This window comes from Oerskovia flava (genome assembly GCF_026163685.1).
In the GTDB taxonomy this organism is placed as follows: domain Bacteria; phylum Actinomycetota; class Actinomycetes; order Actinomycetales; family Cellulomonadaceae; genus Oerskovia_A; species Oerskovia_A flava.
On record NZ_JAOXSR010000011.1, the window covers coordinates 12238 to 37822 of the forward strand.

Here is a 25585-nt window from a genome sequence, read left to right on the forward strand (position 1 = left end):
CACAATGGCCGCGTACTCGGCGTGCCCGGCCCCTCTCACCGCGTAGCGCCGTGTCCTGACCCCATCCCGTCCCGGCCCCACCGTGACGGTGCACGGGTCGTCACCCTCAGAACCAGGAGAGACCACCACTGTGGCCACCAAGATTCGTCTGAAGCGTCTCGGCAAGATCCGGGCGCCGTACTACCGTGTCGTCGTCGCCGACTCCCGCACCAAGCGGGACGGTCGTGTGATCGAGGAGATCGGCAAGTACCACCCCACCGAGGAGCCGTCGCTCATCGACATCTCCTCCGAGCGTGCGCAGTACTGGCTCAGCGTCGGCGCACAGCCGACCGAGCAGGTCCTGGTGCTCCTCAAGGTCACCGGCGACTGGCAGAAGTTCAAGGGCCTGCCGGGCGCCGAGGGCACGCTGCGCGTCAAGGGCGAGAAGGTCGACCCGGCCGCCGCCATCGAGGCTGCCGCCAAGGACGCCGAGAAGGTCAAGGCCAACGCCGCGGAGAAGAAGTCCGAGGCTCCGGCCGACGAGCCGGCTGAGGCTGCCGAAGAGCAGTCCTGATGCTCGCGGAGGCGCTCGAGCACCTGGTGCGCGGGATCGTCGACAACCCGGACGACGTCCGGGTGAGCTCCAAGACGCTGCGACGCGGCGACCTGCTCGAGGTCCGGGTCCACCCCGAGGACCTCGGCCGGGTCATCGGCCGTGGCGGACGCACAGCACGTGCGCTGCGCACCGTGATCGCTGCGCTCGCGACCAGCGGTCCGGTCCGTGTCGACGTCGTCGACGTCGACCGCCGCTGACCACCGGCATCCCGACGATGCCCGGTCCCCTCCCTGTGGGGACCGGGCATCGTCGTTCCACGACCTTGGTCACCGGCGTCTCGACGGCCGTGGTCCCTGTCGTTTCACCGAACCTGATCGCTCCCACAGAAGGACAACACCATGCAGCTCACGGTGGCGCGGATCGGCCGCGCGCACGGACTCAAGGGCGAGGTGGCGCTCGACGTGCGGACGGACGACCCGGACACCAGGCTCGCGACGGGCTCCGTCCTGCGGACCGAGCCCGCGGAGGCCGGACCGCTGACGGTCGCCCGGGTGCGGGTGCACCAAGGGCGCTACCTCGTCACCTTCGCTGAGGTGACGGGCCGTGACCGTGCGGAGGAGCTGCGGGGGACCACGCTCGTCGTCGACGCGGACGTCTCCGACGAGGAGGACGCCTGGTACCCCCACGAGCTGGCGGGCCTGCGGGCCGAGCTCCTCGACGGGACCGTGGTCGGTGAGGTCGAGGGCCTCGAGCACCTGCCCGCGCACGACGTGCTCGTCGTCCGGGAGACGGGCGGCGTGCGGTCGCTCGTCCCCTTCGTCCGCGAGATCGTGCCGGTCGTCGACGTACCGGGCGGGCGGGTCGTGCTCGACCCTCCCGGCGGGCTGCTCGCGCGCGATGCCGAGAAGGTCGTGGACGAGCGGGCCGATCTCGACGAGGACTCCTGACGTGCGGATCGACGTCGTCTCGATCTTCCCCGAGTACCTCGCCCCGCTCGACCTGTCGCTCGTCGGCAAGGCGCGCACCTCGGGTCTGCTGGACCTGCGCGTCCACGACCTGCGGGACTGGACGACCGACCGGCACCGCACCGTCGACGACACCCCGTTCGGCGGAGGCGCGGGCATGGTCATGCGCCCGGATGTGTGGGGCCGGGCCATCGACGAGGTGCTGCCGACCGAGGAGGCGGCGCACCTGCTGGTGCCCACGCCGTCGGGCACGACCTTCACGCAGCGGACTGCCGAGGCGCTGGCCGAGGAGGACCACCTCGTCGTGGCCTGCGGGCGGTACGAGGGGATCGACGCCCGGGTGGCCGAGCACTACCGGGCGAGCGGGCACCGGGTGAGCGAGGTCTCGATCGGCGACTACGTGCTCAACGGTGGCGAGGTCGCGGCGCTGGTCCTCGTCGAGGCCGTCGCGCGGCTGCTGCCGGGAGTGGTCGGCAACCCGGCCTCGCTCGTGGAGGAGTCGCACGGCGCGGCAGGGCTCCTCGAGTACCCGGTGTACACCAAGCCGCCCCGCTGGGCCGACCTCGACGTCCCGGAGGTGCTCCTGTCGGGGCACCACGCGCGCATCGAGCGCTGGCGCCGGGACCAGGCGCTGCGCCGCACGGCCGCGCGCCGGCCCGACATGGTGGCGGCGCTCGACGTCGCGGCGCTGGACCGCCACGACCTCGCCCTCCTCGCGGAGGTGGGCTGGGTGCCGCAGGACGGTCGGCTCGAGCCGTCCGCCACCGACGAGAGGTGACGGCCCGTCGGCGTGTGGCAGAATAGGCCGTCGGTGTGCGCCGGTCAGGTCCTCTGCCACAGGGGAGTTCCTCCGCACGACGCCCTCGGGCGTGGTGCGAGACCGACATCATGCGCCCCGCACCTCGAGACGAACCCGGCCCGCGCCTGCGCGGGCCTCGAGAGCGCTTCTGACCTGTGGCAGGGCGAGGAGAGAACCATGCACACGCTGGACAGCGTCGACGCAGCATCGCTGCGGGACGACATCCCGGACTTCCGCGCCGGAGACACGCTCAAGGTCAACGTCAAGGTCGTCGAGGGCAACCGCTCGCGCATCCAGGCGTTCCAGGGTGTCGTCATCGCCCGCCAGGGCGGCGGCATCCGCGAGACCTTCACGATCCGCAAGATCAGCTTCGGCGTCGGCGTCGAGCGGACCTTCCCGGTGCACTCCCCGAGCATCGACTCGGTCGAGGTCGTCACCCGCGGTGACGTGCGTCGGGCCAAGCTGTACTACCTGCGCAGCCTGCGCGGCAAGAAGGCCAAGATCAAGGAGAAGCGCCAGAGCGCTCCCTCGAAGTAGTCACGCGGCGGCGGCCAGGCCCTGCCTGCCGTGACCGTGAACGCGCCGACGGGCGACCACCTGCGGGTGGTCGCCCGTCGGCGTTCGTGCGCCGCGGGGCGCCAGGAGCGCGCCGAGGTTCCGTTTCCATCCGGGGGCGAAGGGTGGCACAGTGATCGCGTGAACGACAGCGCCCCGCCCACGAGCCCGCGGCCCTCCGGGCCTGCGAGCCCGTCCGGAGCGGCGAGCCGCCCGGACTTCGCACCGGTCTCGTCCGGAGTCTCGGCGAATGCCGCCGACGACTCCGCGGCCACGGACGGCGAGGGGTCGGAGGCAGCCGCGCACCCGCACGAGGCGCCCGAGCCGCGCCGCAAGGGCTCGTTGCTGCGGGAGACGGCGATCATCGTGGTCAGCGCGCTCGTGCTGTCCCTGCTCATCAAGACGTTCCTCGTGCAGGCCTTCTTCATCCCCAGCGCCTCGATGCAGGACACCCTGACGATCGGTGACCGCGTGATGGTGTCGCGGCTCGTGCCCGGGGCGTTCGACGTGAACCGGGGCGACGTGGTGGTGTTCAAGGACCCGGGGGAGTGGCTGGCGCCGTACGAGGCACCGGACCGTGGCCCGGTCGGCAACGCCGTCACCTCGGCCCTGACCTTCGTCGGGCTGCTGCCCCAGGACACGGGCGAGCACCTCATCAAGCGCGTGGTCGGGACGCCGGGCGACCACGTCGTGTGCTGCGACGACGACGGGCTCGTCACGGTCAACGACGTCCCGATCACCGAGACGTACATCAAGCCCGGGTCGCTGCCGAGCCAGGACCCGTTCGACACGGTCGTCCCCGACGGGATGCTCTTCGTGCTCGGCGACAACCGGCAGCAGTCGGCGGACTCGCGCTACAACACCGGCAAGCCCGGCGGCGGGTTCGTGCCGATCGACAACGTGGTGGGCACGGCGTTCGTCAAGGTCTGGCCGCTGGGTGACGCGGGGCTCCTGCGCAACCCGGGCGACGTCTTCGCGGAGGTCCCGGAGCCATGACCGCGAGTGCTCGCCCCGCCGCACGCGGCGGTGCGACGCGCGCCCGCCGTCCGGACCTGCGGCACGAGCGCGCGCTGCTGCGCTCGGGCGTGCGGTACGTCGCCGGCATGGACGAGGTGGGCCGCGGCTCCCTCGCCGGCCCGGTGAGCGTCGGGGTGGCGGTCGTCGACCTCTCGACCCGTCCGTGCCCGCCCGGGCTGACCGACTCGAAGCTCCTCACGGCGCAGGCGCGCGAGGATCTCCTGGAACCGACGCGCGCCTGGTGCGTCGCGTGGGCGGTCGGGCACGCCGGTCCGGCCGAGATCGACGCGCACGGCATCATCGTCGCGCTGCGGCTGGCAGGACGGCGCGCTCTCGCGCAGGTGCGGCGCAGCATCGGTCTCGTGGACACCGTGCTCCTGGACGGCAAGCACGACTGGTTGAGCCGCCCGACCGCCGTCGACCTCTTCGAGGCCTACGACCTCGACCCTGACGACGACGGGCCCCTGCCCGACCCCACCGTGCGCACGCTCGTCAAGGCCGACCTGCAGTGCGCCTCGGTGGCTGCGGCGAGCGTCCTGGCGAAGTGCGAGCGGGACGGGCTCATGACGGGGATGGCCCGCCAGTACCCCGCGTACGGGTGGGACCAGAACAAGGGCTACGGCTCGTCGGGCCACGTCGTGGCACTGCGTCGCCTCGGGCCCACCCCTCAGCACCGCCGCAGCTGGCGGCTCCCGGAGCGCATCGGCGCCGTGGAAGGGACCGGCCCCGACGAGGACGCCGCTGCTGACGGGTCCGCCGTCGCCGGCCGGTCGCAGGACCTGGACCTGCTGCTCCCCGGCGCCTGACGCGCGGGGCGAGGGCCCTCGACGCGGGACCTGCCCGGATGGTCCATGATGGTCGGGTGAGTGCCGAAGACCTCGAGAACTACGAGACCGAGATGGAGCTCGCCCTCTATCGTGAGTACCGCGACGTGGTGGGCCTGTTCTCCTACGTGGTCGAGACCGAACGCCGCTTCTACCTGGCCAACCAGGTGGACCTCCAGGTGAGGTCCGCGGCAGGTGAGGTCTACTTCGAGCTGCGGCTCGCCGACGCCTGGGTGTGGGACGTGTACCGCTCAGCACGGTTCGTGAAGTCCGTGCGTGTCGTGACCTTCAAGGACGTGAACGTGGAGGAGCTGGCCAAGGCCGAGCTCCAGCTCTGAGACCGCACACCCGCGCCCCTTGAGGCGGTGCAGCGCTCCGAGGTGTGCACAGCCCGGCCGTGAGCGCCGTCCTCCACAGGCGCGCCACCTCTCCCTGCCCCGCGCCGCTCCCGTGCGACACGGTGGCCGCGGAGGTGAGCCATGGGAGCGAAGGACGCCGTCGGGCGATACGGAGAGAAGGTCGCGACCGCCTACCTGCTGGACGCGGGGTGGCAGGTCCTGGACCGCAACTGGCGTGGCACGGGCGGTGAGCTCGACATCGTCGCGCTCGACGCCACCACGCTCGTCAGCGTGGAGGTCAAGACACGCCGGGGGACCGGGTTCGGTCACCCGGCGGAGGCGGTCACGGCGGCGAAGCTCGCACGGCTGCGACGGCTGACGGGCCAGTGGCTGTCGTCGCACGACGTCCGGGTCGCGTCGGTCCGGGTCGACGTCGTCGCGATCGTCGTCCCGCGTGCAGGGGCCGCCGAGGTCGAGCACCTCGTCGGGGTGAGCTGATGGGGCTCGGGACGACGAGGGCGGTCGCCCTCGTCGGGCTCAGCGGGCACGTCGTGGAGGTCCAGGCGCACCTCGCCGCGTCCGTACCGGGGTTCGTGCTCGTGGGGCTTCCCGACACGGCCCTCAGCGAGGCGCGCGACCGGGTCCGTGCGGCCGTCGCCTCATCGGGGCTGACGTGGCCGCAGCGCAAGATCACGGTCAACCTCTCACCGGCGGCGCTGCCGAAGTCCGGTGCGGGGTTCGACCTCGCGATCGCGGTGGCGACGCTCGCCGGTGCCGGCACGCTCCCCGGTGACGAGGCCGCGAGCGTGGTGCACCTCGGCGAGCTGGGGCTCGACGGCCGCCTCCAGCCGGTGCGCGGTGTGCTGCCCGCGGTGGCGGCGGCCGTGGCGGCGGGCTACCGCGACGTGGTGGTCCCCGAGGCCGACGCCGCCGAGGCCCGCCTGGTGCCGGGTGCGCGCGTCGTCGGGGCGGTGAGCCTCGCGGAGGTCGCGCACCGCTACGGCGCCGCCCTCGAGGAACCGGCCACCGGTGGCCTCGCGATCCCGCGCATCACGACCGGTGCTCCGGTGCCGCGCGCGGGCGACCTGCGCGACGTGCTCGGGCAGGCCCCGGCGCGGCACGCGCTCGAGGTGGCCGCGGCCGGCGGGCACCACCTGCTCATGGTCGGCCCACCGGGGGCGGGCAAGACCATGCTCGCGTCCCGGCTGCCCGGGATCCTGCCGGACCTCGAGGAGTCCGCGGCCGTGGAGGTGACCGCGGTGCACTCGGTGGCGGGCGTCCTCGACCCGGGACGTGGGCTCGTGAGCCGCCCGCCCTTCGAGGACCCCCATCACACGGCGACGGCGGCGTCGATCGTCGGGGGCGGCTCCGGACTTCCTCGACCGGGCGCCGCGTCCCGCGCCCATCATGGTGTCCTCTTCCTCGACGAGGCACCCGAGTTCGCGAGCCGCGTCCTGCAGACGTTGCGCCAGCCGCTCGAGCACGGCGAGGTGGTGATCCACCGTGCTGCCGGCACGGCGCGGTTCCCGGCCCGGTTCCAGCTCGTCCTGGCGGCGAACCCCTGCCCGTGCGGGCGTGCCGTCGGCAAGGGTCTCGACTGCACGTGCACCCCGTTGGCGCGGCGCCGCTACTTCGCGCGGCTCTCCGGTCCGCTGCTCGACCGGGTCGACGTCCAGGTCGAGGTGCGGCCCGTCACGCGGGTCGACCGTGCGCGCACGGAGCCGGTCGAGACCAGCGCCACCGTGGCCGCCCGGGTCCGCGCGGCCCGCGCGGCCGCCGCCGCCCGGCTGGCCGGCACGGGGTGGAGCACGAACGCCGAGGTGCCGGGAACCTGGCTGCGGGACCGCCTGGGCCCGGGCCGGTCCCTCCTGCAGGACGTGGACCGCGCCCTCGACCGCGGGACGCTCTCGCTGCGTGGTGCCGACCGCGTCCTGCGGCTCGCGTGGACCGTCGCCGACCTGGCGGGACGAGACGCGCCCGATCGCGCCGACGTCGGCCAGGGCATCGCGCTGCGCACCCGGGGGAACCATGCCTGAGCCGCGCCGTACGCCGCTGCCGTTCGACGTCAGCGACCCGCTCCTCGCGCACGCGGCATGGAGCAGGATCGTCGAACCCGGCGACGAGGTCGCCGGTGCGCTGCTGGCGCACCTGGGAGCCGTCGACGCCCTCGCCTGGATGCTCGACGCCGTCCGGCAACCGCGCCCGGCCGCCGCCGAGCTGGCCGGGTCCGGCCGGGCGGTCGCCGCGCTGTCCGCGCCGAGCGGAGGGCCTCCACCCGACCGTCGGGCGGCCGCGCGCCTCGCCCGGTCGCTCGCGCGGTGGGCACCGCGGTTGGACGGGCTCGACCCGCGTCGAGAGCTGCGTGTGCTCGAGCGGCTCGGTGGCCGGGCCGTCCTGCCCACGGACGACGACTGGCCCGCCGGGCTCGACGACCTCGGAGCGAGCGCGCCCGTGTGCCTGTGGGTGCGCGGCGAGAGCGCCCTCGACCGGTTGGCGAGCCGGTCCGTGGCGCTCGTCGGGGCGCGCGCCTGCACCGACTACGGCGCGCAGGTCGCGACCGAGCTCGCGGCCGGCCTCGCCGACCGGGGGTTCACCGTCGTCTCCGGTGGTGCGTACGGCATCGACGCGGCCGTGCACCGCGGGGCGCTCGCGGCCGGCGGGTCCACGGTGGCGTTCCTCGCCGGCGGGGTGGACCGGCTCTACCCGGCGGGGAACACCGACCTGCTACGTGCGATGACCGAGCGTGGCGGTGCGGTGGTGAGCGAGGTGCCCCCGGGTTCGGTGCCGAGCCGCGTGCGCTTCCTCCAGCGCAACCGGCTGATCGCCGCGTTCACCCGCTCGACGGTGGTCGTCGAGGCGGCGTGGCGCTCGGGCTCGCTGAGCACGGCGGCGCGGGCCGCAGCGCTCCTGCGGCCGGTGGGGGCCGTGCCCGGCCCGGTCACGTCGATGGCGTCCGGCGGGTGCCATCGTCTGCTGCGGGACGCCGCGGCCGTCTGCGTCACGGACGTGGCGGAGGTCGCCGAGCTCGCCGGTGACCTCGGCGACGACGCGACACCGGCGCGCGTGGCCCTGCACGCCGTCCAGGACGACCTCGACGACCTCGGCACCCGTCTGTGGGACGCGCTCCCGGTGCGGTCGACGGCGCGTGCGGAGTCCGTCGCGCGGGCGGCAGGTGTCTCCGTGCCCGAGGCGCTCGGCGGTCTCGGGAACCTCGAGCTGCTGGGCCTCGCCGAGAGCGTGGCGGACGGCTGGCGGCGCGCCCGACCTCCCGTGCGCTGACGCGTCGGTCGTCGAGCGGCGCGACACGGCGCCCGTGGTCCCGCGGGGGTGCGCCGGGCCGCGGGAGACTGGCCCCATGCGCGACGCACCGCACGACACCGACGGTCTCGGCAGGACCCCCACCGTTCCGGGAGCACCGCCGGTCGACGTGCAGGTCGAGGTGCCACGGGTCGCGCCGCTCGGCGACGCGCTCGAGCGGTTGCTGGCGGACTTCGACGAGCACCTGCGGATCCAGCGCGGTGTCTCCGAGCACACCGCACGCGCCTACCTGGGCGATGTGCGGGACCTGCTGGCCTTCGCGACCGGGTCGGTGCGCGAGCCCGCGGGCGGGACGGCCGAGGCAGCGACCGGTGACCCGGGGGAGGCCCGGGAGGTCGACCTGCACAGGATCGACCTCCCCGAGCTGCGGGCCTGGCTCGCCGACCAGTCCGCGGCGGGCCTGGCGCGCACGACGATCGCGCGCCGTGGCGCCGCGGCGCGGACCTTCTTCGCCTGGGCACGCCGGACGGGGCAGGTGCCCACCGACCCCGCGGTGCGCCTCGTGAGCCCGAAGGTCGCCCGCGCCCTGCCGACAGTCCTGGGCGTCGGCGCCGCGGCGCTGCTCCTGGAGACGGCCCGGCAGCAGGCCGTCGCCGGCACCGCCGGCGACCTGCGCGCCTGGACCGCCGCGGAGCTCCTGTACGCGTCGGGGCTGCGGGTCGGCGAGCTCGTGCGGATCGACGTGGACGACGTCGACCTCGCCGAACGGACGGTGCGGGTCATCGGCAAGGGCGACACCGAACGTGTCGTCCCGTTCGGTGTGCCCGCGGCGCGCGCCGTCGCGCGGTGGCTCGCGGCGGGCAGGCCGGCACTGGTGCGGGCGTCGACCGGACCGGCGATGTTCGTGGGGGACCGCGGAGGCCGGTGGGACCAGCGCCAGGTCAGGGCCGCTGTGCACGGTCTCGCCCGGCTCGCAGAGGTCGAGGACGTCGCGCCGCACGACCTGCGGCACAGCGCCGCCACGCACCTGCTCGAGGGCGGGTCCGACCTGCGCAGCGTCCAGGAGGTGCTGGGGCACGCCTCCCTGTCGACGACCCAGCGCTACACGCACGTCAGCGCCGAGCGCCTGCGCGCCTCGTTCGAGCAGGCGTTCCCGCGCGCCTGAGGTCAACGGTCCGGCAGCAGCACGATCGGGGGCCGGTCGGTGACGAACGACAGCGGGTCGAGGTACGTCTCCCCACGGCGCACTCCCCAGTGCAGGCAGGTTCTCGGCGCGCAGTGGCCGGGAACGTCCTGCACGACCCCGACCGCCGCCCCTCGCGCGACCCGTGCTCCGGGGGCGGCGCTCGCGGTGACGGGCTCGAGCGAGGTGCGCAGGCCGTCGTCGTGCAGGACGACGAGCACCCCGCGGTCGACGACCGTCCCGGCGAAGGTGACCACACCGTCGGCGGGGGAGACGACGACGTCGCCCACCTCCGCACCCAGGTCCACCCCGCGGTGGCCGGCCAGCCACTGCTGCGCTGGCGGCTCGAACGGCGCGAGCACCGGTGGTGCGGGCGACCCGCCCACGGGGAACACCCATGCGGCACCGCCGGCCGGCCCGGCCGGTGGGTCGGCCCCCGCGGCGGGCAGCGGTGCGAGCAGGGACACGAGGAGCAGGTGCACGAGCGCTACAGCGAGGGCCATGCCGTCAGGATCGCGTGTCGCGTGGCGCCCGAGGGCCGCCGGGCCAATGGTCTGTGGACAGGTCGTGCAGCCGGTGACCTGTGCACGACCGTCACGCCTGTCGCGACCGTCGTCGCTGCCCGGAGCGCGCGGAGAACCACCGGGCAGGGGCGCCCGGCCGATCGGGTAGACTGATGGCCGCGATCGGCGTGCGCCCTCGGAAGGTCTTCCAGGGGCGTCTTCCCAGCACCTGACTCTGCTCTCCGAGGTACGCCACGGAGAGCGGCCGAACGGCGCCCGGGGACCGGTCGACATCGCGCGTCACGTCCTCGTCGAGCGGTCCCGGTCAGCACACCGGACCGCACGGTGCGGCCGGCGCCGGCAGCGGTCCGGTCCCGCTCCTGCTCACGCAGGTCGCGGAACCGGGGCAGGCCCGGGTGACGCCAGGGGTGCACGGTCGACCTGACCCGCACCGACAACCGAAAGCCGCGACCGGGCACCCAGTGACCGGTCGCCAGACGTGCGTGTGCACCGGGTGGATCCCGGGCCCGCACCTGAAAGGACGTGTCATGGCCGTCGTGACCATGCGCCAGCTCCTCGAGAGCGGTGTCCACTTTGGACACCAGACCCGCCGTTGGAACCCGAAGATGAAGCGGTTCATCTTCACGGAGCGCAACGGCATCTACATCGTCGACCTGCAGCAGTCGCTGTCCTACATCGACCGCGCCTACGAGTTCGTCAAGGAGACCGTCGCCCACGGTGGCACGATCCTCTTCGTCGGCACCAAGAAGCAGGCGCAGGAGCCCGTCGCCGAGCAGGCCGCTCGTGTCGGCATGCCCTACGTGAACCACCGCTGGCTCGGTGGCATGCTCACCAACTTCACCACGGTGCACAAGCGCCTCCAGCGCCTCAAGGAGCTCGAGGAGATCGACTTCGACGACGTCGCCGGCTCGTCGCTGACGAAGAAGGAGCTCCTCGTCCTGCGCCGCGAGAAGGACAAGCTCGCCCGCACGCTCGGCGGCATCCGCGACATGGCGAAGGTCCCCTCCGCGGTGTGGATCGTCGACACCAACAAGGAGCACCTCGCGGTCGACGAGGCGCGCAAGCTCCACATCCCGATCGTCGCGATCCTCGACACCAACTGCGACCCCGACGTCGTGGACTACAAGATCCCGGGCAACGACGACGCCATCCGTTCGGTCACGCTGCTCACGCGCGTGATCGCGGACGCCGCCGCAGAGGGTCTGATGCAGCGCCACTCGGGCCGTTCCGGCGCCGAGACCGGTGCTGACGCCGACGCCGAGCCCCTCGCCGAGTGGGAGCGCGAGCTCCTCGCCGGTGCCGAGAAGCAGCTCGAGGCCGACGGCGCCACGGCCGACGCGACCGCCGGTGCCGAGGCAGCGGAGGCGCCCGCCGCCGACGCCGCTCCGGCTGCCGAGGCCGCCACGGAGGCGTCTCCTGAGGCCGCCACCGAGGTCGTCGAGCCGGCTGCCGAGGCCGAGGTCGCCGCTGAGGCACCGGCCGAGGCCGAGCCCGCCGAGGCCCCCGCCGAGGGCGACAAGTAGCAGCGCCTCGGGTGCCGGCGGGCGCACGCCCGCCGGCACCCACGCCGGACGGTCTCCCCGTCGGGACCGTCCGGCGAAGCCCTGCCCGGGCCGTGCCGCGTGCGCGCCGGGAACACCACCAGCCAGAAGGACACCACCATGGCGAACTACACCGCTGCTGACATCAAGGCGCTGCGCGAGCGCACCGGCGCCGGCATGCTCGACGTCAAGAAGGCCCTCGACGAGGCGAACGGCGACTCGGACAAGGCGCTGGAGATCATCCGCGTCAAGGGGCTCAAGGGCGTCGCCAAGCGCGAGGGCCGCTCCACCTCCGAGGGCCTCGTGGCCGTCGCGATCAACGACGTGGAGGGCGGCCAGACCGCCACGATCATCGAGATCAACTCGGAGACCGACTTCGTCGCGAAGAACGAGACCTTCATCAACCTCGCCGACCGCGTGCTCCACGCCGCTGCCGCCGCCGGTGCCCGTGACGCCGACGCCGCGCTCGCCGCGGACGCCGACGGCGAGACCGTCCAGGCCGTCATCGACAACACCGCGGCGACGCTGGGCGAGAAGATCGTCCTGCGCCGCGTGCAGCGCGTCGCCGGTGAGCGCGTGACCGCGTACCTGCACCGCACGGCCCGGGACCTCCCGCCGTCGATCGGTGTCGTCGTCGCGACCGACGCCGCGGGCGAGGCCGTCGCGAAGGACATCGCGCAGCACGTCGCCGCGATGTCGCCCACGTACCTCTCGCGCGACGAGGTCCCGGCCGAGACGGTCGAGAACGAGCGCCGTATCGCCGAGGAGACCTCGCGCAACGAGGGCAAGCCCGAGGCCGCGCTCCCGAAGATCATCGAGGGGCGCCTGGGCGGCTTCTTCAAGGACGTCGTTCTCGTCGACCAGCCGCTGGCCAAGGACCCGAAGAAGACCGTCGGTCAGGTGCTCGCCGAGGCAGGGGGCTCGGTCACCGAGTTCGTGCGCTTCCGCGTCGGCGCCTGACGACCACGCGTCGGTGGCCCGGTCCGCGTCGCGGGCCGGGCCACCGCGCACCGGGGCGACCTCTGCGCCCCGACCCCAGGCCCGTCAGGGCGCGGTGACGACGAAGGACGGTGGATCCCTATCGTGGGCGAGAACATCGAGTTCCAGGACGACGTACCCCGTCGTGTGCTCCTCAAGCTCTCGGGGGAGATGTTCGGCGGTGGCCAGATCGGCCTCGCGCCCGACGTCGTGCAGCGGATCGCGCGGGAGATCGCCGCGGCCGTCGAGAGCGGCGTGCAGGTCGCGATCGTCGTGGGCGGCGGCAACTTCTTCCGTGGCGCCGAGCTCTCCCAGCGTGGCCTCGACCGCGCGCGCGCCGACTACATGGGGATGCTGGGCACCGTGATGAACTGCCTCGCCCTGCAGGACTTCCTCGAGCAGGCCGGTGTCACGACCCGGGTCCAGACTGCCATCACGATGGGCCAGGTCGCCGAGCCGTACATCCCGCTGCGGGCGATCCGGCACCTCGAGAAGGGGCGCGTGGTGATCTTCGGAGCGGGTGCCGGCATGCCGTACTTCTCGACCGACACGGTTTCCGTGCAGCGAGCTCTCGAGACGCACTGCCACGAGGTGCTCATGGGCAAGAACGGCGTCGACGGGGTCTACTCCGCCGACCCGCGCACCGACCCGGACGCCGTGAAGCTCGACCACCTCACCTACACCGACGCGCTCGTGGGCGACCTCGGCGTCATGGACGCCACCGCGCTGAGCCTGTGCCGGGACAACGACGTGCGCATGCGGGTGTTCGGCATGGGCGAGCCGGGGAACGTCACCCGGGCACTCGTCGGCGAGAATATTGGCACACTGGTCACGACGCGCTGATCCCGCGACCAACCCTGGGTCCGGACCTGCACGACCGGGAACACCCCGACGAACGACGAAGGAGCACTGGTGATCGACGAGACCCTCCTCGAGGCCGAGGAGAAGATGGACAAGGCGATCGAGGTCGCCAAGGCGGACTTCGCCACGATCCGGACGGGCCGCGCGAGCGCGGCGATGTTCAACAAGATCACGGCGGACTACTACGGTGCTCCGACGCCGCTGCAGCAGCTCGCGTCCTTCACGACGCCCGAGGCACGCACGATCATCCTCACGCCGTTCGACAAGAGCTCGACGGCTGCGATCGAGCGCGCGCTGCGCGACTCCGACCTCGGCGTGAACCCGACGAACGACGGCAACGTCATCCGTGTGGTGCTCCCGACCCTGACCGAGGAGCGTCGACGCGACTTCGTCAAGCTCGCCAAGTCGAAGGCGGAGGACTCCCGGGTCTCGGTGCGCAACGTCCGGCGTCGGGCCAAGGAAGAGCTCGACCGCATCGTCAAGGACGGTGAGGCGGGCGAGGACGAGGTCGCACGCGCCGAGAAGGAGCTGGAGGCGCTCACCAAGCGCCACGTCGAGGTGATCGACGCCCTGCTCGCCGGCAAGGAGAGCGAGCTCCTCGAGGTCTGATGCCAGCCTCTGACGATGCGGGGGCGACTGGAGCGCTCGCCCGCAAGAAGCCGCGTGCCGGCCGCAACCTCCCGGTCGCGGTCGCCGTCGGCGTCGGTCTGCTCCTGGTCGTGGGGGCGTCGCTCTTCTTCCGTCCGGAGCCGTTCGTGCTGCTCGCGACGTGCGCGGTCGGGGCGGCGCTGTGGGAGCTGTCGCAGGCGCTGCGCCGGCGAGGCATCAACCTCCCGCTCCTCCCGTTGCTCGTGGGCACGGTCGGAATCCTCGTCTCGTCCTACTACTCGGGGCCCGAGGCGCTGTTCGTCTCGTTCATGCTCACGGTCGCGGGGCTCGTGGTGTGGCGGGTCATCGACGGCTCGGGGGTCCCGGCCGTCCGGGACGCCGCGGCGGGCACGTTCGCCGCGGCGTACCTACCCTTCATGGCGGGCTTCGTCATGCTGATGCTCGCGCAGGAGGACGGCCGGATCAAGGTCCTGCTGTTCATCCTGCTCGCGGTCGCCAACGACGTCGGCGGCTATGTCGCGGGCGTCTTCTTCGGTCGCCACCCGCTCGCCCCCACGGTGAGCCCGAAGAAGTCGTGGGAGGGCCTCGCGGGGTCCTTCGTGCTCGCCACGGCCGTGGGTGTCGTCGGTGCGGTCTACGGCCTCGGCGCCAGCCCGCTGCTCGGTCTGGCGCTCGGTGTGATCGCGCCGCTGACGGCGACCGTGGGCGACCTCGCGGAGTCGATGATCAAGCGGGACCTAGAATTGAAGGACATGGGCTCGCTGCTCCCCGGTCACGGAGGCATCCTGGACCGGCTCGACTCCATGCTGCTGACGGCCCCGTTCGTCTACCTGTTCCTCTCCGCGGTCGCCTGACCGTGGTGGTCCGTCGGCGCTCACGAAGCGTCTGCGGGCACCGCCCGAGGACCCGCTCGTCCTGAACCCCGACACCCTGGACCCACCATGTCTGTTCGCCCGTCCGCCGAGTCCACGCCGCTGCCGCTGGTCATGACCCCGCCGCGCCGCGGCAAGCCGCCGCGCCATTTCGCGGACCTCAGCCCGGCCGAACGCCAGGAGGCGGTGGTCGGGCTCGGGGAGAAGCCGTTCCGCGCGAAGCAGCTCGCCACGCACTACTTCACGCACCTGACGGACGACGCGGCGGCCATGACGGACCTGCCCAAGGCGAGCCGCGACGTCCTCGTCGAGAACCTCTTCCCGCCGCTGCTCACTGCTGCGCGCACGATGCAGGCCGACGGCGGCACGACCGTCAAGACCCTGTGGCACCTCTTCGACGGCGCGAAGGTGGAGTCCGTGCTCATGCGGTACACGCACCGCACGACGCTGTGCGTGTCGAGCCAGGCCGGGTGCGGCATGGCGTGCCCGTTCTGCGCGACGGGCCAGCTGGGCCTGACCCGCAACCTGTCGACGGCCGAGATCGTCGAGCAGGTCCGCTCGGCGGGTCGGGCGCTCGCCGACGGCGAGATCCCCGGCGGTCCGACCCGGCTCAACAACCTCGTGTTCATGGGCATGGGCGAGCCGCTCGCGAACTACAAGGCCGTGATCGGCACGGTGCGCCAGCTCGTGGCGCCCGCCCCGGACGGCCTGGGGATGTCGGCCCGCAACATCACCGTCTCCACGGTCGGGCTGGTGCCGGCGATGAACAAGCTGGCGGGCGAGGGCATCCCGGTGACCCTGGCGCTGTCGCTGCACGCGCCCGACGACGACCTGCGCAGCGAGCTCGTGCCGATCAACACCCGCTGGTCGGTCGACGAGACGCTCGACGCGGCGCGGCACTACTTCGAGGTCACGGGTCGGCGCGTGAGCATCGAGTACGCGCTCATCCGCGACATGAACGACCACGGGTGGCGGGCGGACCTGCTCGGCGAGAAGCTCAACGCCCGGGGGCGCGGCTGGGTGCACGTCAACCCGATCCCGCTGAACCCGACACCCGGCTCGATCTGGACGGCGAGCGATCCCGTGGTCGAGGCCGAGTTCGTCAGCCGCTTGCGCGCGCACGGGATTCCGACCACTATTCGTGACACCCGCGGCAGCGACATCGACGGCGCCTGCGGGCAGTTGGCTGCGGAGGAGGACGAGTGAGCTCGCTGTTCGGCACGGTCTCGAAGGTGCACAACGGGTACGACCAGGACGAGGTGGACGACTTCTTCGACCACGCGCGCCAGGTGTACGAGGGTCGGGCCGAGGGGCGCCTGACGAGCACGGACATCCAGACGTCGGTGTTCGACCTGGTCCGTGGCGGGTACGACACCCGCGAGGTCGACGCAGCGCTCGACCGGCTCGAGGGCGCGTTCATCGCCCGCCAGCGGGCCGAGTACGTCGCGGCGCACGGGCAGCAGGCCTGGATGAACGCGCTCGCGGAGCGCGCCCGCACGCTGTACGGGCGCCTCGGGCGGCCCGACGGCGAGAAGTTCGCGCCGGCCGAGCGGGGCAAGCCGGCCTACGACGTGGACGACGTGGACGACCTGTGCGACCGGCTCGTCGCGTACTTCGACCGGCAGGTCCCCCTGAGCGCAGCGGAGGTGCGGGAGGCGACCTTCACGCGCCGGCGTGGCGCCGACGGCTACGCGGAGGGTCCGGTCGACGCGTTCTTCGCACGGGCCATCGAGGTCCTGCTCGGCGTCGAGTGACCGTCGTCGCCCCCGCCGTGGGCCTGGGATGATGGGGAGCGTGACCTCCCGCTCCGTCGTCCTTCTCGGCTCCACCGGCTCGATCGGTACCCAGGCGATCGACGTGATCTCCCGGCACCCCGACCGCTTCCGCGTGGAGGCGCTGTCCGCCGGCGGCGGTGACGTCGCCCTGCTCGCCCGGCAGGCGGTCGCGGTGGGCGCCGGCACGGTCGCCGTCGCCGACGCGTCCCGTGTCGCCGAGCTCGAGGCGGCGCTCGGCGCCGCCGGTGCGCGCGACGTCGAGGTCCTCGCCGGCCCCGACGCGGCGAGCGAGGTCGCGGGCCGGGGGAGCGACGTCGTGCTCAACGGGATCACGGGCTCGGTCGGCCTGGGGCCGACCCTCGCCGCGCTGCGGGGCGGCTCGACGCTCGCGCTGGCGAACAAGGAGTCGCTCGTCGTCGGGGGCGGGCTGGTGAAGGCCGCTCGCCGTCGACCCGACCAGATCGTGCCGGTCGACTCGGAGCACTCGGCGATGGCCCAGGCGCTGCGCGCGGGGCGTCGAGACGAGGTGCGCCGGCTCGTGCTGACCGCATCGGGCGGGCCGTTCCGCGGGTGGGCGCACGACGCCGTGAAGGCGGCCACCGCCGAGCAGGCGCTCGCCCACCCGACGTGGTCCATGGGTCCGGTCGTGACGGTGAACTCGGCGACGCTCATGAACAAGGGGCTCGAGCTCATCGAGGCGCACCTGCTCTTCGACGTCCCCGCCGACGACATCACGGTCGTCGTCCACCCGCAGTCGGTGGTGCACTCGATGGTCGAGTTCGTCGACGGCTCGACGATCGCCCAGGCCTCCCCACCTGACATGCGGCTGCCGATCGCGCTCGGCCTGAGCTGGCCCGAGCGGCTGGACCCCGTCCAGGCGCCGTGCGACTGGACCGCGTCGGTCGCGTGGACCTTCGAGCCGCTCGACGAGGCGACCTTCCCCGCGGTCTCGCTCGCCCGGGCGGCGGTGCGAGCCTCCGCGACGCACCCGGCGGTGTACAACGCGGCGAACGAGGAGTGCGTCGCGGCGTTCCTCGACGGCCGCATCGGCTTCCTCGACATCGTCCGCACGGTGGAGGAGGTCCTGGAGGCGCACGCGGGAACCGTCGCGGGCTCGGTGACGTTGGACGACGTGGTGCAGGCTGAGACCTGGGCACGTGAGCGGGCGCACGACGTCCTCGCCCGCCGATGAGGCGGTCGAGGCCGACGAGGCCGATGAGGAACAGCACCGGTAGCGCACAGACCTCGACCCGGGGCGCCCACGGCGTCGACGGGCGGAGAACGGAGAGACCATGACCGGGGTGTTGACCACGGTGATCGCGATCGCGGTGGTGGTGGTCGGCGTGCTGGCGTCGATCGCCCTGCACGAGGTCGGCCACATGGTCCCGGCCAAGCGGTTCGGCGTCCGGGTCAGCCAGTACATGGTCGGGTTCGGCCCGACGCTGTGGTCACGGACCCGGGGTGAGACCGAGTACGGCATCAAGGCGATCCCGCTCGGCGGCTACGTCCGGATGGTGGGGATGTTCCCGCCGGCCCGCCCGGACGAGCCGGGCGGTCGCGGCTTCTTCGCGTCCGTCGCCGCCGACGCACGCGCCGCGAGCACCGAGGAGATCCGGCCGGGGGAGGAGCACCGGGCGTTCTACCACCTCTCCGCGCCCAAGAAGGTCGTCGTGATGCTCGGCGGTCCGTTCATGAACCTGCTCATCGCCGCGGTGCTCCTGCTCGTCGTCTTCGTCGGCATCGGGCTCCCCGCGGCGACGACGACGGTCGCGACGGTCCAGCCCTGCGTGACGACGTCGCCCGAGGCCGGGCAGGAGTGCGCCGCCGGAGACCCGGCCTCGCCCGCGGCGGAGGCAGGCCTGCAGCCGGGAGACGCCGTGGTGTCGTTCGGCGGTGAGACGGTCACGGGATGGGCGCAGCTCGTGGGTCTCGTCCAGTCGGCGGCGGGAACGCCGACGCCGGTCGTCGTGGAGCGCGACGGCCAGGACCTCGCGCTGACGATCACGCCCGTCGAGATCGAGCGCCCGGTCCTCGACGCGAACGGCAGCCCGGTCCTCGACGACGCCGGCGACCCGGTGACGCAGCCCGGCGGCTTCGCGGGCTTCTCCCCGAGCGTCGTGCGGCAGTCGGCGGGGCTCGGGGTCGCGACCGAGGCGTTGTGGGAGCAGGTCTCGGGCACCGCGGGAATCATCGTGACCCTTCCCGTGCGGGTCGTCGAGGCCGCGCAGTCCCTGGCCGGTGCCGAGCGGGGCGCGGACTCGGTGATGAGCGTCGTCGGGGTGGGCCAGGTCGCGGTCGACGTGGCCCAGGGTGACTCCCCGGTGCTGGACCGGGTCGTCACCATGCTCCTGCTCCTCGCGGCGCTCAACGTGGCCCTCTTCGTCTTCAACCTCCTCCCGGTGCTGCCGCTCGACGGCGGGCACGTCGTCAACGCGCTGTACGAGGGTGCCAAGCGCCAGGTGGCCCGGCTGCGGGGGGCCCCGCGCCCGGGCCCCGCGGACGTCGCACGGATGATGCCCGTGGCGTACGTGATGTTCTTCGTCCTCATCGGGGTGGGCGTGCTGCTCATCGCGAACGACATCGCCAATCCCGTGACGCTCGGGTAGGCACACCCCGTGCTCCTGCTCGCGGTCGTCGCGGTCGCCCTGGCGTGCGCCGTGGCGCTGCGCCGGTCCGCGCTGGTCCGGGACGGGCTCGCGGTCGCGTCGTCCACCCTGCTGGCGCTGACGGGAGCCCTCGTCCCGGCCTTCGTGGTCATGGCCGTGGTCCGCGGCCCCGCCCGACCGGTCCTGACGCTCCTCGCGGCGGCCGCCGGCGCGGTCCTGGCGGTGCACGCGGGACGCTGGCTCAACGAGGCCGCCCGCTCACGCGCGCACCAGCGTGCGGGGCGTGCGGGCGACCGGCCCGGGGTCGGCGAGCGGATCGACGCCTTCGTCCGTGCGCACCCGGTCACGATCGCCGGCTACCCGGTGCTCCTCCTGACCGTCCGCGGTGCCCGGCGGTCCGTCGACGTGCGGGTCACGGGCCTCGCGGCCGAGATGTCGTACTACGCCCTCATCTCGCTCGTCCCGCTCGGGTCCGCTCTCGGGGCCGGTCTGGGCTTCCTCGAGCGAGCGCTCGGGGAGGAGGACGTCGCACGCATCGAGGCGACCCTCGTCGACACGTTGGCGGGGGTCTTCGACGAGCGGGTGGCGGCCGACGTCCTGGCCCCGCTCATCGAGAGCCTGCTGCGCGAGGAGCGCACGGGCGTCGCGGTCGGTGGCGTGCTCGTCGCGCTCTGGCTGACCAGCCGGATGTTCCGCGCGGCGGTGCGGGCGCTCGACGACGCCTACCGTGTGCCCGAGCGCCGGGGCTTCCTCTCGCAGCACGCGCTCGGGCTCGGGCTCTCGCTCGGCGCGGTCGCGACCCTCCTCGTCCTGCTCGCCATGGTGGTGGTCGGGCCGCTGCTCGGCGGCGAGCGCCAGCTCGCGTCGTGGTTCGGGGCCACCTCGAGCATCGAGGTCCTCTGGACGTGGTTGCGCTGGCCGACCGTCGTGGTCGTCTGCACCGCCTACCTCACGCTGCTGTACCGGTTCGCGCCCAACATCGCGACGACCTGGCGGCGGTGCCTGCCCGGCGCGGTCGTCGGCATGCTCGGGCTCGTCGCCGTCGCGCTGGCGTTCCAGGCCTATCTGACGCTCGCCGGTCCCACCACCCCGGACCTCGCGCGACCGGGCGGCGCGGTCGGCGTCGCCGGGCAGATGCTCGCCGCGGTGCTCGCCGGGGTGCTCTGGCTCTGGTTGAGCAGCATCGTCATCCTGGCGGGCGGCGTCCTCAACGCCGAGCTCGACCGGTTCCGGGGACAGGACGCCGACGAGCGGGCTCAGGTGGCACCGCGCGACGACGCGCCGGCGGGCCCCTCGACGGGCTGATCCGGCCCGCCCGCCGCGCCGGTGCGGGGCAGTCCCACGGACAGGGGATACTAGGACGGTGAGCGTACCCATCAGTCTTGGCATGCCCGAAGCCCCGCCGCCGGTCCTGGCCCCGCGCCGCAAGACCCGCAAGATCAAGGTCGGCAAGGTCGAGGTCGGCGGTGATGCACCGGTCAGCGTCCAGTCCATGACGACGACGCCCACGACCGACATCAACGCGACCCTGCAGCAGATCGCGGAGCTGACGGCCTCGGGCTGCGACATCGTGCGCGTCGCGGTGCCGAGCGCCGACGACGCGCTCGCGCTGCCCGCGATCGCGACGAAGTCCCAGATCCCCGTCATCGCGGACATCCACTTCCAGCCCAAGTACGTCTTCGCCGCGATCGACGCCGGGTGCGCCGCGGTGCGCGTCAACCCGGGCAACATCCGCAAGTTCGACGACCAGGTCAAGGAGATCGCGAGGGCCGCGGCGGACGCGGGGACGTCGATCCGCATCGGCGTCAACGCCGGGTCGCTCGACCCGCGGCTGCTCGCCAAGTACGGCAAGGCGACGCCCGAGGCGCTCGTCGAGTCGGCGGTCTGGGAGGCGTCGCTGTTCGAGGAGCACGGCTTCCACGACTTCAAGATCTCGGTCAAGCACAACGACCCGGTCGTGATGGTCCGCGCGTACGAGCTGCTGTCCGAGCGCGGCGACTGGCCCCTGCACCTGGGCGTGACGGAGGCCGGTCCGGCGTTCCAGGGGACCATCAAGTCCGCGACCGCTTTCGGCGCGCTGCTCAGCAAGGGCATCGGCGACACCATCCGCGTCTCCCTGTCGGCGCCGCCGGTCGAGGAGGTCAAGGTCGGGATCCAGATCCTCCAGAGCCTGAACCTGCGGCCCCGCAAGCTCGAGATCGTCTCGTGCCCCTCGTGCGGCCGCGCCCAGGTCGACGTGTACACGCTCGCCGAGAAGGTCACCGCCGGGCTCGAGGGCATGGAGGTCCCGTTGCGCGTCGCCGTCATGGGCTGCGTCGTCAACGGCCCCGGCGAGGCCCGCGAGGCCGACCTCGGGGTCGCGTCGGGCAACGGCAAGGGCCAGATCTTCGTCAAGGGCGAGGTCGTCAAGACCGTCCCGGAGGCGCTCATCGTCGAGACCCTCATCGAAGAGGCGATGCGGATCGCCGAGACGATGACACCGGAGAACGACGCCCAGGCCGGCCCGCCGGTCGTGAGCGTCGGCTGAACCCCAGCGCTCGGAGGCCTGCCGTGGGACGTTGGCGCACCGCACCGCCCTGGACGCAGCGCGGGGCCGCACGGGTGCTCTCCGACGCCGACGTCCCCGAGGCGCTCGCGGTGTGCCGGATCGACCCCGTCGCGTCCGTGCTCGCCGCGTCGCGGCTCAGCACGGCCGCCCGCACGGGCCTGCGGCGCAGCGGTGGGCAGCTCTGGGGGTTCCCCGAGCAGGGTCCGCTGCGCGCCGTCTGCTGGGCGGGCGCCAACCTCGTCCCGGTCGTGCCGCTGACCGGGACCGAGCGGGCGGAGGCCGTGCGCGCCTTCGCGACGCTGGCCATGCGGTTCGGTCGCCGCTGCTCGTCCATCGTGGGCGAGCAGGAGGTCACCCTCTCGATGTGGCGCAGGCTCGCCGAGCACTGGTCCCCGGCCCGTGAGGTCCGCGCCGACCAGCCGTCCCTCGCCATCTCCCGGGACCCGGACGTCACCCCCGACCCCCAGGTCCGGCGCTCCGTGCTGGCCGAGCTCGACATCGTCCTGCCGGCGTGCGTGCGGATGTTCGTCGAGGAGGTGGGCTACTCACCGGTCGAGGGCGGTGGCGCCGCCTACTCCGAGCGCGTGCGCTCGCTCATCACCACGGGACGTTCGTTCGTGCGGGTCGAGCCCGTGCTGGGCAGTCCCGAGGTCGTGTTCAAGGCCGAGCTCGGTGCGGTGACCCCCGAGGTCGCCCAGGTGCAGGGGGTGTGGGTCGAGCCGCGCTTCCGCGGCCGGCGGCACGCCGAGGCGGGGATGGCGGCGGTGGTCGCCCAGACCCGCGCCCAGGTCGCGCCCGTCGTCTCCCTCTACGTCAACGCCTACAACGCCCCGGCGCTCGCGGCGTACCGCCGCGTCGGGTTCGAGCAGGTGGGGACCTTCGCGACCGTCCTGTTCTGAGCCGGTACAGGGACAGGTACGGCTGCAGGGGCAGCTCAGCGCAGCAGGCGCGACATCCGCCGGTCGGCGAGGACCTGCCCGTCCGTCTGGCACGTGGCGCAGTACTGCAGCGAGCGGTCGGCGAACGAGACCTCGCGCACCACGTCCCCGCACACCTCGCAGGTCTGGCCGGTGCGCCCGTGCACGCGCATGCCGCGGCGCTTGGCGTCCTTGAGCTCGGCGGCGGGCCTGCCCGACGACGTGGCGAGCGCCTCGCGGAGGACCTCGCCGATCGCGGTGTGCACGCGCGCGACCTCGTCGGGCGTGAAGGAGCGGGTGAGCTTGAACGGGCTCGTGCGCGCGGCGTGCAGGATCTCGTCCGAGTAGGCGTTGCCGATGCCCGCGATCACCGACTGGTCCCGCAGCAGGCCCTTGACCTGCTGGTTGCGCGCCGCCATGAGGCCTGCCAGCACGTCGACCGTGAAGTCCTCGCCCAGCGGTTCGGGCCCCAGCGTCGCGATCGCCCGGACCTCGTGCGGGTCCCGCACGACGTGCACCGCCAGGCTCTTGCGCGTCCCGGCCTCGGTGAGGTCGAACCCGGACCCGTCGTCGAAGCGCAACCGCAGGGCGAGGGCCGGCCCACGACCACCGCCGCTCCCGCCCATCCGCGGCCGCACGATGGCCGTGGACGCCTTGTCGGACCAGCGCACCCACCCGCCGCGGGCGAGGTGGAAGACCAGGTGCACCACGTCGTCGGGCACACCGTCCGGGACGAGGGTGAGGTCGAGCCACTTGCCGTGCCGCGCGGACCCGGTCACGGTCCGGCCGACCAGCGCCGAGACGGGCGGGTCGAACGTCTTGAGCGCGGCGATGGCGGCGACGTCCGCGGCGACGACCACGCGACCGGTGGTCCGCTCGCCGAGGAAGCGGACGAGGGCCTCGACCTCGGGCAGCTCGGGCATGGTTCCATGCTGCCGCACCCGGCCCGATCCGCGCGCGGGGACGCCGGCGCGCGCCGGTAGGGTTGGCGCATGTCATCCGCCTCGCCATCCACCTCGCACGGGGTCGTCGCGTCCGCCCGTCTCCACCCCGCCGTGCTCCGCATGTCCACCCTCTTCGTCCGCACCCTGCGCGAGGACCCGGCCGACGCCGAGGTCGCCAGCCACCGGCTCCTCGTGCGCGCCGGGTACATCCGCCGCGCCGCGCCGGGCATCTACTCCTGGCTCCCGCTCGGCCTGCGGGTGCTCGGCAAGATCGAGGCGGTCGTGCGCGAGGAGATGGCTGCCGCGGGTGCGCAGGAGGTGCACTTCCCGGCCCTGCTGCCGAGGGAGCCCTACGAGGCGACCGGTCGCTGGACCGAGTACGGCCCGAACCTCTTCCGGCTCACGGACCGCAAGGACGGCGACTACCTCCTCGCGCCGACGCACGAGGAGATGTTCACCCTGCTCGTCAAGGACCTGTACTCCTCGTACAAGGACCTGCCGGTGGCGCTCTACCAGATCCAGACGAAGTACCGCGACGAGGCCCGTCCGCGGGCGGGCCTGATCCGTGGCCGCGAGTTCATCATGAAGGACGCCTACTCCTTCGACGTGACCGACGAGGGGCTCGACGCCTCGTACGCCGCGCAGCGGGCGGCCTACCAGCGGATCTTCGACCGTCTGGGCCTCGAGTACGTCATCGTGGCCGCCACGTCGGGCGCCATGGGCGGGTCGCGCAGCGAGGAGTTCCTCATGCCGACGGCGATCGGCGAGGACACGTTCGTGCGCTCCGCGGGCGGGTACTCCGCGAACGTGGAGGCCGTGCGCACCCCGGTACCGGACGCCGTGCCGGCCGACGACGCCCCGGCGGCCCACGTCGAGGACACGCCCGGGACGCCCACGATCGACACGCTCGTCGCCTTCGCCAACGCCCACCACGCGCGGCCCGACCGGCCCTGGACGGCCGCCGACACGCTGAAGAACGTCGTCGTCGCGCTCACGCACCCGGACGGTCGTCGTGAGCTCGTCGCGATCGGGCTGCCCGGCGACCGCGAGGTCGACCTCAAGCGTCTCGGCGCGGCCGTCGAGCCCGCCGAGGTCGAGCCCGCCACCGACGCCGACTTCGCGGCGCACCCCGAGCTCGTCAAGGGGTACATCGGTCCCGGCGCGCTCGGCCCCAACACCTCGACGGCCGCGGCCGTCGAGGACGCGGAGACCCCCGGCCCCCGGGCCGTCCGCTACCTGCTCGACCCACGCGTCGTGGCGGGCACCCGCTGGATCACCGGTGCGAACGAGGACGGCCGCCACGTGTTCGACCTCGTGGCCGGCCGAGACTTTGCCGCCGACGGCACGATCGAGGCCGCCGAGGTACGGGCGGGGGACCCCGCCCCCGACGGCTCCGGCCCGCTCGAGCTCGCGCGCGGCATCGAGATCGGCCACATCTTCCAGCTCGGGCGCAAGTACGCCCAGGCCCTCGGCCTCACCGTGCTCGACCAGAACGGCAAGCAGGTCGTCGTCACGATGGGCTCGTACGGCATCGGTGTGACGCGTGTGCTCGCGGCGCTCGCCGAGGCCAACCACGACGAGGCGGGCCTGGCCTGGCCCGCGCACGTCGCGCCGGCGCACGTGCACGTCGTCGCGACGGGCAAGGACCAGGCGGTCTTCGCCGAGGCCGAGCGCATCAGCGCCGAGCTCGCGGAGCGCGGTGCGGAGGTCCTCTACGACGACCGGCCCAAGGTCGCGCCCGGCGTGAAGTTCAAGGACGCGGAGCTCCTCGGCGTGCCCCTCGTGCTCGTCGTCGGCCGGGGGCTCGCGGACGGCGTGGTCGAGGTCCGTCCCCGCGTGGGCGACGCCACCCAGGTGCCCGTGGCCGACGTCGTCGACCACGTCGTCGAGGAGGTCGCTCGGCTCCTGGGTCGCTGACCCAGCGGTCGAGCCGTCC

At 73.3% G+C, this 25585-nt stretch carries 27 protein-coding genes; 25 read left to right on the forward strand and 2 right to left on the reverse strand.

Annotation, left to right across the window (positions count from 1 at the left end):
* Positions 1-130: 130 nt before the first annotated feature.
* The 12 genes from rpsP to OHL10_RS16075 all read left to right on the forward strand — a co-directional run bounded on the left by rpsP (position 131) and on the right by OHL10_RS16075 (position 9456).
* Positions 131-553 carry a 30S ribosomal protein S16 gene (gene rpsP / locus OHL10_RS16020; RefSeq protein ID WP_265523237.1) on the forward strand — a complete coding sequence of 141 codons (423 nt, stop codon included), beginning with the start codon at positions 131-133 and terminating at the stop codon, positions 551-553.
* Positions 553-792, forward strand: a complete 240-nt coding sequence (locus tag OHL10_RS16025) for an RNA-binding protein (RefSeq protein WP_265523238.1) — start codon at positions 553-555, stop codon at positions 790-792. Before rpsP ends, OHL10_RS16025 begins: the two co-directional genes overlap by 1 nt.
* Positions 793-933: 141 nt before the next feature.
* Positions 934-1482, forward strand: coding sequence for a ribosome maturation factor RimM (gene rimM / locus OHL10_RS16030; protein ID WP_265523239.1), 549 nt, complete (start codon positions 934-936; stop codon positions 1480-1482).
* 1 nt (position 1483) lies between these two features.
* Entirely contained in the window at positions 1484-2278 is a 795-nt protein-coding gene (gene trmD, locus OHL10_RS16035; RefSeq protein WP_265523240.1) for a tRNA (guanosine(37)-N1)-methyltransferase TrmD, read from the forward strand.
* A 198-nt stretch (positions 2279-2476) separates the two neighbouring features.
* Complete coding sequence (rplS, locus tag OHL10_RS16040; protein WP_265523241.1) at positions 2477-2836, forward strand: 50S ribosomal protein L19; 360 nt, start codon at positions 2477-2479, stop codon at positions 2834-2836.
* Positions 2837-2995: 159 nt separating this feature from the next.
* On the forward strand, positions 2996-3850 hold the full coding sequence (lepB, locus tag OHL10_RS16045) for a signal peptidase I (RefSeq protein WP_265523242.1): 855 nt from the start codon (positions 2996-2998) through the stop codon (positions 3848-3850).
* A complete protein-coding gene (locus tag OHL10_RS16050; protein WP_265523243.1) occupies positions 3847-4677 on the forward strand; it encodes a ribonuclease HII in 831 nt (276 codons plus the stop codon). The genes lepB and OHL10_RS16050 overlap by 4 nt, the downstream gene beginning before the upstream one ends.
* Before the next feature lie 56 nt (positions 4678-4733).
* Entirely contained in the window at positions 4734-5033 is a 300-nt protein-coding gene (locus OHL10_RS16055; protein ID WP_024840525.1) for a DUF2469 domain-containing protein, read from the forward strand.
* A 141-nt stretch (positions 5034-5174) separates the two neighbouring features.
* The gene (locus tag OHL10_RS16060; RefSeq protein ID WP_265523244.1) at positions 5175-5531 is read left to right on the forward strand and encodes a YraN family protein; all 357 of its coding nucleotides are present in this window, start codon (positions 5175-5177) and stop codon (positions 5529-5531) included.
* The gene (locus OHL10_RS16065) at positions 5531-7069 is read left to right on the forward strand and encodes a YifB family Mg chelatase-like AAA ATPase (RefSeq protein WP_265523245.1); all 1539 of its coding nucleotides are present in this window, start codon (positions 5531-5533) and stop codon (positions 7067-7069) included. Before OHL10_RS16060 ends, OHL10_RS16065 begins: the two co-directional genes overlap by 1 nt.
* Positions 7062-8312: a DNA-processing protein DprA gene (gene dprA / locus OHL10_RS16070; protein ID WP_265523246.1), complete on the forward strand. Its 1251-nt coding sequence runs from the start codon at positions 7062-7064 to the stop codon at positions 8310-8312. The genes OHL10_RS16065 and dprA overlap by 8 nt, the downstream gene beginning before the upstream one ends.
* Positions 8313-8388: 76 nt before the next feature.
* On the forward strand, positions 8389-9456 hold the full coding sequence (locus tag OHL10_RS16075; protein ID WP_265523247.1) for a tyrosine recombinase XerC: 1068 nt from the start codon (positions 8389-8391) through the stop codon (positions 9454-9456).
* Between the two features lie 2 nt (positions 9457-9458).
* Here OHL10_RS16075 and OHL10_RS16080 read toward each other — a convergent pair whose 3' ends face one another.
* The gene (locus OHL10_RS16080) at positions 9459-9977 is read right to left on the reverse strand and encodes a murein hydrolase activator EnvC family protein (protein WP_265523248.1); all 519 of its coding nucleotides are present in this window, start codon (positions 9975-9977) and stop codon (positions 9459-9461) included.
* 548 nt (positions 9978-10525) lie between these two features.
* Between OHL10_RS16080 and rpsB the strand changes: the two genes are divergently transcribed.
* From rpsB to OHL10_RS16140, 12 genes are all read left to right on the forward strand, one after another.
* Positions 10526-11521, forward strand: a complete 996-nt coding sequence (rpsB, locus tag OHL10_RS16085; RefSeq protein WP_265523249.1) for a 30S ribosomal protein S2 — start codon at positions 10526-10528, stop codon at positions 11519-11521.
* Positions 11522-11659: 138 nt separating this feature from the next.
* Positions 11660-12499 carry a translation elongation factor Ts gene (tsf, locus tag OHL10_RS16090; RefSeq protein WP_265523250.1) on the forward strand — a complete coding sequence of 280 codons (840 nt, stop codon included), beginning with the start codon at positions 11660-11662 and terminating at the stop codon, positions 12497-12499.
* Between the two features lie 123 nt (positions 12500-12622).
* Entirely contained in the window at positions 12623-13360 is a 738-nt protein-coding gene (gene pyrH / locus OHL10_RS16095; RefSeq protein ID WP_265523251.1) for a UMP kinase, read from the forward strand.
* A gap of 69 nt (positions 13361-13429) precedes the next feature.
* Positions 13430-13987: a ribosome recycling factor gene (gene frr, locus OHL10_RS16100; protein WP_265523252.1), complete on the forward strand. Its 558-nt coding sequence runs from the start codon at positions 13430-13432 to the stop codon at positions 13985-13987.
* Entirely contained in the window at positions 13987-14841 is an 855-nt protein-coding gene (locus tag OHL10_RS16105) for a phosphatidate cytidylyltransferase (RefSeq protein WP_265523253.1), read from the forward strand. Before frr ends, OHL10_RS16105 begins: the two co-directional genes overlap by 1 nt.
* Before the next feature lie 87 nt (positions 14842-14928).
* Positions 14929-16065, forward strand: a complete 1137-nt coding sequence (rlmN, locus tag OHL10_RS16110) for a dual-specificity RNA methyltransferase RlmN (protein ID WP_265523254.1) — start codon at positions 14929-14931, stop codon at positions 16063-16065.
* On the forward strand, positions 16062-16613 hold the full coding sequence (locus OHL10_RS16115) for a DivIVA domain-containing protein (RefSeq protein ID WP_265523255.1): 552 nt from the start codon (positions 16062-16064) through the stop codon (positions 16611-16613). Before rlmN ends, OHL10_RS16115 begins: the two co-directional genes overlap by 4 nt.
* Before the next feature lie 31 nt (positions 16614-16644).
* Entirely contained in the window at positions 16645-17826 is a 1182-nt protein-coding gene (gene dxr, locus OHL10_RS16120) for a 1-deoxy-D-xylulose-5-phosphate reductoisomerase (RefSeq protein ID WP_265523386.1), read from the forward strand.
* 100 nt (positions 17827-17926) lie between these two features.
* Positions 17927-19240, forward strand: coding sequence for a M50 family metallopeptidase (locus tag OHL10_RS16125; RefSeq protein ID WP_265523256.1), 1314 nt, complete (start codon positions 17927-17929; stop codon positions 19238-19240).
* Between the two features lie 9 nt (positions 19241-19249).
* The gene (locus OHL10_RS16130) at positions 19250-20545 is read left to right on the forward strand and encodes a YihY/virulence factor BrkB family protein (RefSeq protein ID WP_265523257.1); all 1296 of its coding nucleotides are present in this window, start codon (positions 19250-19252) and stop codon (positions 20543-20545) included.
* Positions 20546-20627: 82 nt separating this feature from the next.
* The gene (gene ispG, locus OHL10_RS16135) at positions 20628-21767 is read left to right on the forward strand and encodes a flavodoxin-dependent (E)-4-hydroxy-3-methylbut-2-enyl-diphosphate synthase (protein WP_265523258.1); all 1140 of its coding nucleotides are present in this window, start codon (positions 20628-20630) and stop codon (positions 21765-21767) included.
* 23 nt (positions 21768-21790) lie between these two features.
* Positions 21791-22687 (forward strand): GNAT family N-acetyltransferase, encoded by an 897-nt coding sequence (locus tag OHL10_RS16140; protein ID WP_265523259.1) that lies wholly within the window; start codon positions 21791-21793, stop codon positions 22685-22687.
* Between the two features lie 35 nt (positions 22688-22722).
* Here OHL10_RS16140 and OHL10_RS16145 read toward each other — a convergent pair whose 3' ends face one another.
* A complete protein-coding gene (locus OHL10_RS16145; protein WP_265523260.1) occupies positions 22723-23628 on the reverse strand; it encodes an Fpg/Nei family DNA glycosylase in 906 nt (301 codons plus the stop codon).
* A gap of 141 nt (positions 23629-23769) precedes the next feature.
* On the opposite strand from OHL10_RS16145, the gene OHL10_RS16150 reads away from it, so the two are divergent.
* On the forward strand, positions 23770-25566 hold the full coding sequence (locus OHL10_RS16150) for a proline--tRNA ligase (protein ID WP_265523387.1): 1797 nt from the start codon (positions 23770-23772) through the stop codon (positions 25564-25566).
* Positions 25567-25585 lie beyond the last annotated feature (19 nt).